The 13,185-nt window shown below is 73.1% G+C and carries 11 protein-coding genes; 3 read left to right on the top strand and 8 right to left on the bottom strand.

All coding sequences use genetic code 11. The annotated features are described in order from the left end of the window. Nucleotides 1-229: 229 nt before the first annotated feature. The 3 genes from ACFVT2_RS42620 to ACFVT2_RS42610 all read right to left on the bottom strand — a co-directional run bounded on the left by ACFVT2_RS42620 (nt 230) and on the right by ACFVT2_RS42610 (nt 4,734). Nucleotides 230-1,264 carry an NUDIX domain-containing protein gene (locus tag ACFVT2_RS42620; RefSeq protein ID WP_390027712.1) on the bottom strand — a complete coding sequence of 345 codons (1,035 nt, stop codon included), beginning with the start codon at nt 1,262-1,264 and terminating at the stop codon, nt 230-232. A gap of 289 nt (nt 1,265-1,553) precedes the next feature. After that, nucleotides 1,554-3,650: a protein kinase gene (locus tag ACFVT2_RS42615; RefSeq protein ID WP_390027710.1), complete on the bottom strand. Its 2,097-nt coding sequence runs from the start codon at nt 3,648-3,650 to the stop codon at nt 1,554-1,556. A 127-nt stretch (nt 3,651-3,777) separates the two neighbouring features. Then, nucleotides 3,778-4,734, bottom strand: a complete 957-nt coding sequence (locus ACFVT2_RS42610) for an ROK family protein (protein WP_390027707.1) — start codon at nt 4,732-4,734, stop codon at nt 3,778-3,780. A gap of 186 nt (nt 4,735-4,920) precedes the next feature. Between ACFVT2_RS42610 and ACFVT2_RS42605 the strand changes: the two genes are divergently transcribed. Beyond that, nucleotides 4,921-5,961 (top strand): LacI family DNA-binding transcriptional regulator, encoded by a 1,041-nt coding sequence (locus ACFVT2_RS42605; protein WP_390027704.1) that lies wholly within the window; start codon nt 4,921-4,923, stop codon nt 5,959-5,961. Between the two features lie 719 nt (nt 5,962-6,680). Here the strand turns inward: ACFVT2_RS42605 and ACFVT2_RS42600 are convergent. After that, nucleotides 6,681-7,964, bottom strand: a complete 1,284-nt coding sequence (locus tag ACFVT2_RS42600; protein WP_390027702.1) for a DUF6986 family protein — start codon at nt 7,962-7,964, stop codon at nt 6,681-6,683. A gap of 204 nt (nt 7,965-8,168) precedes the next feature. Here ACFVT2_RS42600 and ACFVT2_RS42595 point away from each other — a divergent pair, with 204 nt between their 5' ends. Then, the gene (locus ACFVT2_RS42595; protein ID WP_390027700.1) at nt 8,169-8,687 is read left to right on the top strand and encodes a DinB family protein; all 519 of its coding nucleotides are present in this window, start codon (nt 8,169-8,171) and stop codon (nt 8,685-8,687) included. 150 nt (nt 8,688-8,837) lie between these two features. Here ACFVT2_RS42595 and ACFVT2_RS42590 read toward each other — a convergent pair whose 3' ends face one another. The 4 genes from ACFVT2_RS42590 to ACFVT2_RS42575 form a co-directional block, all read right to left on the bottom strand. Continuing rightward, on the bottom strand, nt 8,838-9,800 hold the full coding sequence (locus ACFVT2_RS42590) for an electron transfer flavoprotein subunit alpha/FixB family protein (protein ID WP_390027698.1): 963 nt from the start codon (nt 9,798-9,800) through the stop codon (nt 8,838-8,840). 145 nt (nt 9,801-9,945) lie between these two features. Further along, nucleotides 9,946-10,734, bottom strand: a complete 789-nt coding sequence (locus tag ACFVT2_RS42585) for an electron transfer flavoprotein subunit beta/FixA family protein (protein ID WP_390027696.1) — start codon at nt 10,732-10,734, stop codon at nt 9,946-9,948. 212 nt (nt 10,735-10,946) lie between these two features. After that, nucleotides 10,947-11,453, bottom strand: coding sequence for a flavin reductase family protein (locus ACFVT2_RS42580; protein ID WP_390027715.1), 507 nt, complete (start codon nt 11,451-11,453; stop codon nt 10,947-10,949). Between the two features lie 228 nt (nt 11,454-11,681). Next, nucleotides 11,682-12,014, bottom strand: a complete 333-nt coding sequence (locus ACFVT2_RS42575; protein ID WP_390027693.1) for a thioredoxin family protein — start codon at nt 12,012-12,014, stop codon at nt 11,682-11,684. Nucleotides 12,015-12,382: 368 nt separating this feature from the next. On the opposite strand from ACFVT2_RS42575, the gene ACFVT2_RS42570 reads away from it, so the two are divergent. Then, the gene (locus ACFVT2_RS42570; protein WP_390027691.1) at nt 12,383-13,096 is read left to right on the top strand and encodes a lysophospholipid acyltransferase family protein; all 714 of its coding nucleotides are present in this window, start codon (nt 12,383-12,385) and stop codon (nt 13,094-13,096) included. The last annotated feature ends 89 nt before the right edge of the window (nt 13,097-13,185 follow it).

Genomic DNA, 13,185 nt, shown 5'->3' with positions numbered 1-13,185 from the left:
GGGCGGAGGGGGCGGTGTGCAGGACGTAAAGCGCAGCAGTCCTGCACACCGACCCCTCCGCCCCGACACCGCACCCCGAAAGCCCCGCGCAGCGGACAACACCCCACGCCGCAGGCGAAACGACGCCACCCCGCGCAGCGGACCCGCCCGCGCCGCCAGGCGCAAAAACAGCAACCCCCACGGCGGGAAAGCCAAAAACGTGGGAAGCCCAGCCAAGCGCAGCGGACCGTCACCCCAAAGGAACGCCCGCTTCCAGATGCAGCGGGCATCCCCGCTCGCGGGCCCGTAGGGCCCAGCGGAGGCGGTTCCAGCGGACCGGCGGGAGCATGGACTCCGCCTCGGACTCGGTGACGAAGCGCCAGGCACGGAGTTCGGAACCGGGCAGCAGCAGTTCCCGGATGGTGTCCTCGGTGAGCATGCCACCGTCGAAGAGCAGCCGCAGACCGCCGTAGCCGGGGGGCTTGGGGGCTTCCCAGTCAAGGACCAACAGCCGTGGGGCGTGCCGGAGTTGGATGCCCAGTTCCTCGGCGACCTCGCGTACGCCGGCGTGGGCGGGTGCCTCGCCTGGTTCGACGATGCCGCCGGGGAACTCCCAGCCGGGCTTGTACGTCGGATCGACCAGCAGCACGCGGTCCTGGTCGTCGAAGAGCAGCACTCCGGCGGCGAGGGTCTCCGCGGTGGGTTCGGGGGTCTGCACGATGTCACAGGCGCCGGCGCCGGTGCGGACGGCCTCGATGACCCGCTCGGCGGCCTGGCGGGGCGTCAGGGCAGTGGTGTCCACGACGTGCGCATCGCTCTTGAGCCAGTCCAGGGCCTGCGCGTAGGGCCCCAGGTGCTCCAGGCACCAGCGGCGCACGGAGGCGTTGCCCTCGGGGTCGTCGGGGGTGTCCTCGCGGTGGGCTATGCGCTCGCGCAGGATCGTTTCCTCCGCATCGAGGAGGACATGTCGGACGGGTATCCGGCGGGCCGCGAGGGAGCCGAAGATCTCGTCGCGGTACTCCTGGCGCAGCAGCGTCATCGGCGTCACCAGCGGGCCCGGCACCTCGGTGAGCAGGGCGGCCGCGGTGTCCACGACCATCCGCCGCCAGGACGGCAGGTCCTGGTAGTCGTCGACCTCCTCGAACCGCTTGGCCGGCAGCATCAACCGCAGCCCGCTGCCGAGGAGTTCCGGGTCGTAGAGCGTGCTTCCGGGAAGCAGGTCGAGCACTTCATGAGCCACAGTGGTCTTGCCCGCACCGAACGTGCCGTTCAGCCAGACGATCACGGTTTCCCCTCTTCCCTAGACCCAGGTGAGTTGCCCGCAACACCCTGCCACGGAAACGCTCGGGACCACGGGCCGCGCGCAGCGCCGGGAACATGCTTGAGGAACACACCGCACGGAGGATGCCGGTCCGCCTCCCCCGCCGCGATGCCCCGGCAGTCAAGCGCTCCCCCGCCCCTCCAGCACCGAAACCCCCACCCACGCACGGCCTCCGAGCAGCCGGCGACGGGGCGGTACGTCGCATATGCCGGAGTCCCATGGGTGCCCGGCACCGGGCGGGCGCCGCCGCGGTTCAGCAGACCCGCAGCCCCGGCACCGGCTGGTCGTTCTCCCCGCCGGTGAGGTACACGACGCTGATGTAGACACCGGAATTGCCGCTGTCGTCATCGGTCTTGGCCCACCACACGTTGGTCCACTTCCCGTACGTCTCGCGACGGCCCAGCTTGGCCTGGCAGTAGAAGTAGTTGGTGCCCGCGTTGAGGTGGCCGACCTGTTGGAAGGACGCGGTGTACGAGGTCGCGGTGCGCCATACGTCGCAGTTGGCCTTGCCGCCACCGGCGTCCGCGCAGGACGGTCCCTGGGTGGGGCCCCCGCCGCTGCCGCCGCTTCCGCCACTTCCACCGCTTCCGCCACTGGCACCGCCGGCGGCGGAACCGGATCCGCCGGTGGTCGTACCGCCGGAGGTGCCGCCGTGGGCCCCGCCCGCGGTGCCGCCGCCGTCCGTGCCGCCCTGGCTTCCGCCCGTGGTCGCACCGCCGAGCAGGCCGCCCGGACCGCCGGGCTTGGGGTTCCCGGACGCGGAGGGGTCCCCCGAGGGGGTCACCGAGCCGGCCGGCGACGGGCTGGTGGCCTTGCCGTCGCCCGCGCTGCCCTTGCCGGCGGAGACGCTCGGCTGGCTCGCCCCCGGTGTGGTGGCCGGTGCGGCCGCCTGCCGGTCGCTCGCGGTGTTCCGGTCGCCGGAGCCGCCGCCGACCAGCGCGTAGGTGAGGCCACCGCCGCCGGCCAACACGGCCAGGACGGCCGCCACCGCCAGCAGCACCCGCCGGCGCCGACGGGCCGGCAGCCGCGCGGTGTCGCCGTCGGGAGCGCCCGCGTACGGGTGCGGGCCGGTGACACCCGCCGAGGCCCCGGCCACCGTCGCCGACGGGTCGTGGACCGGCCGCCCGTACGGCGCGTTCGGGCCGGGCGGCTGCGGCACCGCGCCGCCCTGGGCGCCCGGGCCGCCGAGCCAACCGGCCGGCGCCACCCCCGCGCCCGCGGGACGGGGCAGCGGCCCCGCGCCCGCCGTCACGTCCGTGGCGGTGGGCGCGTACGGCGAGCCGGGCTGTGGGACCGGCGGCGGGGCGGGCGGCGTCACGCCGGGGTCGCGGCCCTCCGCGACCGCCCGGAGCATGCTGCGGGCCTGGGCGGCGGACGGGCGGTCGGCCGGGTTCTTGGCCATCAAGGCGTGCAGGACGGGCGTCAGGGGCCCGGCCCGGCGCGGTTCGGGCAGGGGTTCGGTGACGATCGCGGTCAGCGTCGAGTACACCGACGTGCGGCGGAACGGCGCGGCGCCGCCCTCGGCCGCCGCGTACAGCGTCATGCCCAGCGACCAGATGTCCGAGGCGGGGGTGGGGTCCAGGCCCTGGGCGCGCTCGGGCGGGAGGTAGTCGAGCGAGCCGACCAGTTCGCCGCTGCGGGTGATGTTGGTGGTGGCGCCGTCCCCGGGGGCCTCGATGCTGGCGATGCCGAAGTCGGTGAGCACCACCCGGCCGCCCCCGGAGCCGGCCCGGTCCGGGGACCGCCCCGCGCGCTCCAACAGGACGTTGCCGGGCTTGACGTCGCGGTGCAGCACCCCGACCTCGTGGGCGGCGTCCAGCGCGTCCATGACGGCGGCGCCGATCCGGGCGATCTCGCGCGGATCCAACGGGCCGTGCGCGCCGATGGCGTCGTCCAGCGACGGCCCGTCCACCAGCTCCATGACGATGACCGGGCGCCCGGCCTCCTCGATGACGTCGTGGACGGTCACCACACCGGAGTGCCGGATCCGGGCCGCGGCCCGCGCCTCGCGCTGCATCCGGGTCCGCAGGTCGGCGAGTTCGGGGGCGGAGGCGTCCGTGTAGGCCCGTAGGACCTTGAGCGCGACCTCGCGGCCCAACACCTGGTCCTCGGCCCGGCAGACCACGCCCATACCGCCCCGGCCGAGCCGGCCGGTGACGCGGTAGCGGCCGCCGAGCACCCGCCCGGTCAGGTCGTCGTCGACGCCGCGCTGCGGGCCGCTGCGGGAGGCGGCGCGCGGTGCACCACCGCCCGCGGCGCCCGGCGCACCGTCCGTCGGCCCAGGGCCGTCCGCACCGTTCGCCGCACCGGTTCCGTCCGCCTCGCGTTGCTCGCGCTCCCCCGATGTCACCGTGCGATCCCCTCGCTACCCGTCTCCGTGCCACAACGGCCCGTACGCCTGAACGCCGGGGCGCCGCGCCGCAACCCTTCAGGCGGCCGGCACCAGACTACGGGGCGGAGGGGTGCGACCGGGGCCCCTATGGGGCAGGGGCGAACGCATCGAGACGGGACTGTTGCGCGGCGGCCGCGGCGGCGCCCACGACACCGGCGTCCGTACCCATCTGGGCGGGGACCACGGCCAGTTCGGACACGAAGGACAGGGTCGCGTAATCCTGGAGAGCGGCGCGCAACGGGGTGAACAGAACATCTCCGGCGCCCGCGACGCCGCCGCCGATGACCGCTATGTCGATCTCGACGAGGGTGGCGGTGGCGGCGATGCCGGCGGCCAGCGCCTGTCCGGCCCGCTCGAAGGAGCGCACCGCGACGGGGTCACCGGCGTGCGCCGCGGCGGCGACCGCGGCGGCGCTGGCGTCCCCGTCGGGGCCCGGCTGCCAGCCGTTGGCCAGTGCGCGGCGGGCGATGTTGGGGCCACTGGCGATCCGCTCCACGCAGCCGCGCCCCCCGCACGGACACGGGTCACCGTCGAGGTCGACGCTGATGTGGCCGATGTGGCCGGCGTTGCCCGAAGGGCCCGGATGCAGTTGCCCGTTGAGGACCAGCCCGCCGCCGACCCCGGTGGAGACCACCATGCACAGCGCGTTGTCATGGCCCCGTGCGGCACCCTGCCAATGCTCGGCGGCGGTCATCGCCACGCCGTCGCCGACCAGCGTCACCGGACGCGCCCCGACCAGCTCCCGCACCCCGGCGACCAACGGGAAGTCGCGCCAGCCGGGGATGTTCACCGGGCTGACGGTGCCGGCCGCGGCGTCCACCGGCCCGGCGCTGCCGATGCCGACGGTGGCCACCCGCGCCCAGTCCGGCCCGGCGGCCAGTTCCCGGACGACCTCGGCCACCGCGCGCATCACGGTGGCCCCGTCCTGGTCAGCGGGGGTCGGCCGGGCGGCCCGGGCGACGAGTCTGCCGCGCCCGTCCACCAGAGCGCCGGCGATCTTGGTGCCGCCGATGTCCAGCGCTGCGCTGAGGTCCGTCTGCATCGGTGTCGAATTCTCCTGGTGGGCCCGGGGGCCGGGGTGCCGGCCCGGCGTGAGAACGCCAGTCTTCCGGCAATTGACAACGTTGTCTAGGGGCTATGCTCGTCGCCACACAGCGGCGCGTCGGTCCGCCCCGCCCGGTGGCGTGCCCGACACCGCATCCGTCCCCCGGTAGACAGGACCGCACACGTGCCCGAGACCGCCCGCGGTACCTCCCATCGCTACGGCACCCGCCCCACGATGAAGGATGTCGCGGCGCGCGCCGGCGTCGGCCTGAAGACCGTCTCCCGGGTGGTCAACGGCGAGCCGGGCGTCACCCCGGACACCGAACGCCGCGTCCAGGAAGCCATCACCGCGCTCGGCTTCCGCCGCAACGACTCCGCCCGGATCCTGCGCAAGGGCCGGACGGCCAGCATCGGCCTGGTCCTGGAAGACCTCGCCGACCCCTTCTACGGTCCGCTCAGCCGCGCCGTCGAGGAGGTCGCGCGCAGCCACGGCGCCCTGCTGATCAACGGCTCCAGCGCCGAGGACCCGGCCCGCGAGCAGGAGTTGGTGCTGGCGCTGTGCGCCCGCCGGGTGGACGGGCTGGTCGTCATCCCGGCCGGCGACGACCACCGCTATCTGGCGCCGGAGATAGCCGCCGGGATCGCGACCGTCTTCGTGGACCGCCCGGCCGGTCGGATCGACGCCGACGTGGTCCTCTCCGACAACTTCGGCGGCGCCCAGGCCGCGGTCGCCCACCTCATCGCGCACGGCCACCGCCGGATCGGCTTCATCGGCGACCAGCCGCGCATCCACACCGCCAAGGAGCGGCTGCGCGGCTACCGCACCGCGATGGCCGGGGCCGGTCTGCCGGTCGACGACTCCTGGGTCTCCCTCGGCTCCACCGCCCCCGACCGGGTCCGCGCCGCGGCCGCGGCCATGTTGACCGCCCCGGAACCGGTCACCGCCCTCTTCGCGGGCAACAACCGGGTCACCGTCACCGCCGTCCGGGTGCTGCGCGGCCACCCGCGCCCGGTCGCCCTGGTCGGCTTCGACGACTTCGAACTCGCCGATCTGGTCCACCCCGCCATCACGGTCGTCGCCCAGGACTCCGCCCACCTCGGCCGCACCGCCGCCGGTCTGCTCTTCCGCCGCCTCGACGGCATCGACGAGCCCCCGCAGCGGCTGGAGATCCCCACCCGGTTGATCCCACGTGGCTCGGGGGAGATCCGCCCAGACGGGGACTGACCGGCTGACCAGCCGAGTGGACCCGCCCGGCCCAGTGGTCCTCGCGCACGTTCTGGATCAGATCGGCCCGCATGTCCGGACCGATCAACACGAACACGTACGTCGGGCTGTCACCGGACTGATATGGGTGATTGTCGTATCTCCGCACCAGGGCGAGCCGGAGCAACCGGACGCCGTCACGTGCGATACGGGGGCCGGCGAACGATCACGCGCCAACCGCGGTGCCCTCACCGCCAGGGCGGCACCCGCTCAGGGGCGGACTGGGGGGAACCTGAGCACGCCGACTCGGGCGGGGAGCGACCTTCCCCTGTTCACGCCTTGTCCGGTCGGGGGGACCGCCTGCCTACCGTCCGCTTGCAGAGGGCGGTGGCAGAACCCTTCGAAGTTCGGTTGCAGCGTGGGCATTTGCATAGCGGCCACGCGCCGGAGGCTTCCGGGAGCAGTGGCTTGGCGGTGGCGCTGCCGGGATAGGTGATCGCGGCTTCCCACGTTCTGCCGGAATCGCGTGAGACGCGCAGGGTCATGGTCACGGACGGCTCCCGGAGTGGGAGCGGTGATTCCGGAGCCTCACGTTCGCGTCCGACACCGCGGACAAGTCCCCTTGCTCGGCGGCGGCGTTCCGCTGCACCACGAGAGCCCCGCAGACGGCGCAGCACTCCCCCGGAGTGACGATGCCCGGGTCCCCCGCTCCCGTAGGCGCGTGGGACCCGGGCACGGGGTCAGGCCGACGTCACCGTCCGCCCCGCCAGGCCGTCGAGGTCGGCGCGGGTCAGGCCGGTGAGGCGGGCGACCTCGTCGGGGTCGACGGCGCCGCAGTCGAGGCCGCGGAGCAGGTAGCCGCTGAGGGCCTTGGCGGTGGCGGGCTCGTCCATGACGTCACCGCCGGTCTTGGCGACGTAGGCGGCGAGCCGGGCGGCGGCCTTCTCCAGGCCCTCGCGGTAGAAGGCGTAGACGGCGGCGTAGCGGGTCGGGAGGTGGCCCGGGTGCATGTCCCAGCCCTGGTAGTAGGCGCGGGCCAGGGCGCGGCGGGTGAGGCCGTGGTGCAGCTTCCAGGCGTCGTGGACCTGGGCGGTGGGGCCGACCGGCAGCACGTTGGTGGAGCCGTCGGAGACCCGGACGCCGGTGCCGGCGGCGGCGACCTGCATGACGGCCTTGGCGTGGTCGGCGGCGGGGTGGTCGCTGGCCTGGTAGGCGGCGCTGACGCCGCAGGAGGCGCTGTAGTCGAAGGTGCCGTAGTGGAGGGAGGTGGCGCGGCCCTCGGCGGCGTCGATCATGCGGGCGACGGTGGCACGGCCGTCGGCGCCCAGGATGGACTGGGTGGTCTCGATCTGGATCTCGAAGCCGATCCGGCCGGGCGTGAGGCCGCGGGCCTTCTCGAACGCCTCCAGCAGCCGGACCATGGCGGTGACCTGCTCGGCGTAGGTCACCTTGGGGAGGGTGAGGACGAGGCCGTCGGGCAGGCCGCCGGACTCCATGAGGCCGGTGAGGAAGATGTCCAGGGTGCGGATGCCGCGGTCGCGCACGGCGGCTTCCATGCACTTCATCCGGATGCCCATGTAGGGGGCGGCGGTGCCGTTCTTGTAGGCGGCGGCGACCAGCGCGGCGGCGCGGGCGGCGGCCTCGTCCTCTTCGGCGTCGGACCGGAGGCCGTAGCCGTCCTCGAAGTCGATCCGCAGGTCCTCGATGGGCTCGCGCTCCAGTTTGGCGCGGACCCGGTCGTGGACCGGGCCGGCGAGGTCGTCGGAGATGCCGAGGACCGCGGCGAGCGCACCGGCGTCGGGGGCGTGCTGGTCGAGCATGGCCAGCGCCTGGTCACCCCAGGAGCGGATGGTGTCGGCGGCGAAGGCGTCGCCGGGGACGTAGACCGTGTGGATCGGCTGACGGGTCCCGGGGTCGCCCGGGTAGCGCCGCGCCAGGTCGGCGTCCACCTCGGCGAGAGCGGCTCCGATGCCCTCGCGTACGGTGTCCGCGAGGCTCGTCGCCACGATCTCCTGCTGCCCCATTTCGGTACCCTCCCGGTGCTTGTGCCCGGCGCCGTCGCCGACCCGAGCATTTCCGCGTGACGGAATCAACAATCCGCATAGCGAAGCTAACGGTGTCCCTTGGCGAGGTCAACACCTTCCCGGCCGTGGCGACGCAGGTCACCGGCCTGAACCGGGCCGACAACTCCGTCGCGCGGCCCGCCCGCCACGGCCCACAATCCCCTCATGACATGGACCGCACCCCGGATCGAACGCCGCCGGGCACCTTCCGCCGCAGGCGAACGCGCAATGCTGCAAGGCTGGCTCGATTTCCACCGTGACACCCTGCTCACCAAGTGCGCGGGCCTCACCGGCGAACAGCTCGCCCGGGCCGGCACCCCGCCGTCCGCGCTCACCCTGCTCGGCCTGGTCCGCCACATGGCCTACGTCGAACGCGTCTGGTTCCGGCAGCGGTTCGCCGGCGAGGCGGTCGAGGCCCTCCACTGCACCGAGGCCGCCCCGGACGCCGACTTCGACGACCTCGACCCGGCCCGGGCGGAGGCGGACCACGCGGCCCTGATCGCCGAGATCGCGGCCTGCGACGCGGTGGCGGCCGACCGCGACCTCGACGAGACCTTTACCGCCACCAACGGCCGCACCCTCAACCTGCGCTGGGTGTACGTCCACATGATCGAGGAGTACGCGCGGCACAACGGGCACGCGGACCTGCTGCGCGAGACGCTGGACGGCGAGACCGGGTCCTGAGGGGCCGGCCGGTCGGACACCCCCTCCTGGCGAGGCGGATCTTTCCGGCCACGGCCGGCCGGCCCACTCACGGCCGAAGGCCCCGTACGTCCGGTGCGTACGGGGCCTTCGGCCGTGCGGTGCCGACGGGCCGCGGTGGGCCCGGCGGGGTCAGCCCTTGCGGGTCTTGACCTCGTCGGTGAGCGCCGGGACGACGTCGAAGAGGTCGCCGACCACGCCGTAGTCGACCAGGTCGAAGATCGGCGCCTCGGCGTCCTTGTTGATGGCGACGATGGTCTTCGAGGTCTGCATACCGGCGCGGTGCTGGATCGCGCCGGAGATGCCCGCCGCGATGTACAGCTGCGGCGAGACCGACTTACCGGTCTGGCCGACCTGGTTGGTGTGCGGGTACCAGCCGGCGTCCACCGCGGCGCGGGAGGCACCGACGGCCGCGCCGAGCGAGTCGGCGAGCGCCTCGATGACCGGGAAGTTCTCGGCGCCGTTGACGCCGCGGCCACCGGAGACCACGATCGCGGCCTCGGTCAGCTCCGGACGGCCGGTCGACTCGCGCGGGGTGCGCGAGACGATCTTGGTGGCCTTGGAGGAGTCCGCGATGGTCACCGCGAGCTGCTCGACCGTACCGGCGGCCGGGGCGGCCTCCGGGGCGGCGGAGTTGGGCTTGACGGTGATGACCGGGGTGCCCTTGGTGATCCGCGACTTGGTGCTGTACGAGGCCGCGAAGACCGACTGGGTGGCCACCGGGCCCTCGTCGCCGGCCTCGACGTCCACGGCGTCGGTGATGATGCCGGAGCCGATCCGGACGGCCAGGCGGGCGCCGATCTCCTTGCCCTCGGCGGAGGACGGCAGCAGGACGGCGGCCGGCGAGACCGCGTCGTAGGCGGCCTGAAGCGCGTCGACCTTGGGGGCGACGAGGTACTCGGCGAACTCCGGGGCGTCGACGGCCAGGACCTTCACCGCACCGTGCTCGGCGAGCACAGGGGCGGCGGCATCCACGCCGGCGCCGAGGTGCACGGCCACCGGCTCGCCGATGCGACGGGCGAGGGTGAGCAGTTCGAGGGTGGGCTTGCGGACGGCGCCGTCCACGTGGTCGACGTAGACAAGGACTTCAGCCATGGGAATTGCTCCTGCGGGAAGAGTGCGGGCGAAGAGAGGACGGATATTCCGACGGACCGTCAGATGCGGGTGGGAAACCGGGAGCTGACCCCGGCCCCGACCGCGGAAGCGGTGCCGGTCCGGGGCCGGGCCCCGGACCCGCGGCTCAGATGAACTTCTGGCCCGCGAGGAACTCGGCGAGCTGCTTGGCGCCCTCGCCCTCGTCCTTGACGATCGTGCCGGCCGTACGGGCCGGGCGCTCGGTGGCCTCCTCGACCTTGGTCCAGGCACCCTCCAGGCCGACCTCGTCCGCCTCGATGTCGAGGTCGTCCAGGTCCAGGGTCTCCACCGGCTTCTTCTTGGCGGCCATGATGCCCTTGAAGGAGGGGTAACGCGCCTCGCCCGACTGGTCGGTGACGGAGACGACGGCCGGCAGCGCGGCCTCCAGCTGCTCGCTGGCGGTGTCGCCGTCCCGGCGGCCGGTGACCTTGCCGTCGGCGACGGCGACCTGGGAGAGCTGGGTCACCTGCGGGACGCCCAGCCGCTCGGCGAGCAGCGCGGGCAGCACGCCCATGGTGCCGTCGGTGGAGGCCATACCGCAGACCACGAGGTCGTAGCCGGTCTTCTCAACGGCCTTGGCGAGCACGAGCGAGGTGCCGAGCGCGTCGGTGCCGTGCAGGTCGTCGTCCTCGACGTGGACGGCCTTGTCGGCGCCCATCGAGAGCGCCTTGCGCAGCGCGTCGGTGGCGTCCTCGGGACCGACGGTCAGGACCGTGATCTCCGCGTCGTCGTCGTTGGCTTCCTTGATCTGCAGGGCCTGCTCGACGGCGTACTCGTCGAGCTCCGAGAGGAGGCCGTCCACGTCGTCGCGGTCGACGGTCAGGTCCTCGGCGAAGTGCCGGTCGCCGGTGGCGTCGGGCACGTACTTCACACAGACAACGATCCTCAAGCTCACGCCGGCTCTCCTACCTGCTTCGTCTCTTCAGAACTGCCTTGTGCTGGCAGCATAGGCGCCTCACGGGGCGGCTCCCGGTCGGATACGGGTCCCCGCGCCGACCGTCATATTACTCGCCAGTACACCCAGTCTGATGCCCCGAATCAAGGCCGTCGAAATGTGACCTTCCCAACGGCCCCGACCCGGTGACGCAACAGGTTCCGAGGAACCTGTCAGTCGCGCAGCGCGTTGAAGCGACCCTGGTGGTAGAGGAGCGGCCGGCCGGGTCCCGCGGGGTCGCCGACGACGGGCTGGGCGAGCACGATCCGGTGGTCGCCGGCCGGTATCCGCGCCACGACCTTGCACACCAGCCACGCCAGTACGCCGTCCAGCAGCGGAACGCCCTCCGGGCCGGTGCGCCAGGACGTGGCCGGGCCGAACCGGTCGGCGCCGCTGCGGGCGAAGGTGGCGGCCAGCTCCTGCTGGTGCTCGCCGAGGATGTGGACGCCTATGTGCTCGGCCTCGGAGACGGTCGGCCAACTGGAGGCGCCGGTACCGATACCGAAGGAGAGCAGCGGGGGTTCGGCGGCGACGGAGGTGAGGGAGGTGGCGGTGAAGCCGACGGGGCCGGAACCGGCCGCGGTGATCACCGCGACGCCCGCGGCGTGCTGGCGGAAGACGGAACGCAGGAGTTCGGGGGAAGCGGTGCGGGGCGTGCCGAGGTCGGGCGAGGCCGTCATGGAGTTGTCCTTCTGCTGTGGGCTACGGGCCCGGGCGGGGCCGCCGACGGCCGTACGGCGCTCGGCGGAGGAGTCGTCGCTGCTCACACGCCGGGACAGCGCGCGCTGGCGGTCCGCAGCAGATCGACGTGCGCGCGTCCGTAGAGAAGGAGATCGATACCTGGCCGCATAACGTCAGGCTGACGATGCGTGACCCGAAGCGTCAAGTGTCGCCCGGCATCTGGGAGATCAATCACGGACCGCCTCCCCCAGGGCCGCGATGACGTCGACCTTCCGGGGCTGGCCGACGGCCCGGCGGACGATCGCGCCATGTCCGTCGAGCACCAGCACCGTCGGCGTGCTGCGGACCTCCAGGCGCCGCACCAGCTCCAACCGGTCCTCCGCGTCGATCTCGACGTGGGCCACGCCGTCGACCATCCCCGCGACGTCGGTCAGGACGCGCCGGGTGGCCCGGCAGGGCTGGCAGAAGGCACTGGAGAACTGGACGAGGGTGGCCCGCTCCCCCAGCTCCGCACCGATCTCGGCGGCGTCCAGCCGCGCCTCGTCGTCCCGCTCGCGCACCGTCGTCCCTCCCTCTCGACGATGTGCCGCAGGCCGAGGACACCCGCCGCCGCGAGCCCTGCGATGCACACCGTCCGTCCCGTCATCCCAAGGTGCAGCGTCGCCACGGCCACAAAGATTCCCGCAGCCGGACAGCGGCGCCCCGAAGCCACTGCCCGCGCGCACACCAGCGCGCGGCGGAAGCCCCCGAATCCGGCCGCGACCTGCCGGTTCCTCCGTCCACGTGACGAGAATCTCCTGCCCCGAGGGGCCCGCACGCTGGCCGCCGGGGCGCACATCGGGCACGATCTCCCGGAGCCACGAGTTACGACTGCGTAGGTTTCCGCCGGGAGAACCCTCCCCAGGCACAGAGAAGGGGTCCCCCACACATGGCCGAGTTCGTCTATCCGCCCGTCATCGGCGCCGCCCGTACGCTCTTCAAGACGCAGGACCTGAAGTTCGACGTCGCCGGTACGGAGCACATCCCGCGGCGCGGCGGAGCGGTGCTGGTGAGCAATCACATCGGCTATCTGGACTTCGTCTTCTGTGGGATGGCGGCGCGCCCGGCCAAGCGACTGGTGCGCTTCATGGCGAAGGAATCGGTCTTCCGCCACAAGGTCTCGGGGCCCCTGATGCGGGCGATGAAGCACATCCCGGTGGACCGGGCGCAGGGCATGCACGCCTACAAGCACGCGCTGTCCGCGCTGCGTTCGGGCGAGATCATCGGGGTCTTCCCGGAGGCGACGATCTCCGAGTCGTTCACCCTGAAGAACTTCAAGTCCGGCGCGGCACGGCTGGCCCAGGAGGCCGGCGTCCCGCTGCTCCCGATGGCGCTGTGGGGCACCCAGCGACTGTGGACCAAGGGACACAAGCGTCAGTTGGGCCGCCACCACTTCCCGATAACGATCCGGGTCGGCGAGCCGGTGGAGGCCGATCCGGCCGACCAGGCCGAGAAGATCACCGACCGCCTGCGGGCCCGCGTCCAGGACCTCCTGGAAGCCGCCCAGCGTGCCTACCCCGTACGGCCCCGCGACGCGGAGGACACCTGGTGGATCCCGGCCCACCTCGGCGGCACGGCACCGCTGCCGGGGGGCCGCGCCTAGGCAGTGTCTGATGGCTCTTTGACGAGATCACGGAGCCAGATCACGATGGCTGCGGTGGTCAGGGTGCCGTGGAAGATGTAGTCGCGTTT

Origin of the sequence: Streptomyces sp. NPDC058000 (genome assembly GCF_042886435.1) — a bacterium.
GTDB lineage: Bacteria > Actinomycetota > Actinomycetes > Streptomycetales > Streptomycetaceae > Streptomyces.
Note: the sequence above shows the minus strand (reverse complement) of the source record. Positions and strands in the feature narration are given on the sequence as shown.

Bases quoted from the DNA above. Each gene is read 5' to 3' on its own strand.
- ACFVT2_RS42610 (WP_390027707.1), bottom strand. From the start codon at position 4,734: ATGCAGACGGACCTCAGCGCAGCGCTGGACATCGGCGGCACCAAGATC.
- ACFVT2_RS42600 (WP_390027702.1), bottom strand. From the start codon at position 7,964: ATGGGGCAGCAGGAGATCGTGGCGACGAGCCTCGCGGACACCGTACGC.
- ACFVT2_RS42595 (WP_390027700.1), top strand. From the start codon at position 8,169: ATGACATGGACCGCACCCCGGATCGAACGCCGCCGGGCACCTTCCGCC.
- ACFVT2_RS42590 (WP_390027698.1), bottom strand. From the start codon at position 9,800: ATGGCTGAAGTCCTTGTCTACGTCGACCACGTGGACGGCGCCGTCCGC.
- ACFVT2_RS42580 (WP_390027715.1), bottom strand. From the start codon at position 11,453: ATGACGGCCTCGCCCGACCTCGGCACGCCCCGCACCGCTTCCCCCGAA.
- ACFVT2_RS42570 (WP_390027691.1), top strand. From the start codon at position 12,383: ATGGCCGAGTTCGTCTATCCGCCCGTCATCGGCGCCGCCCGTACGCTC.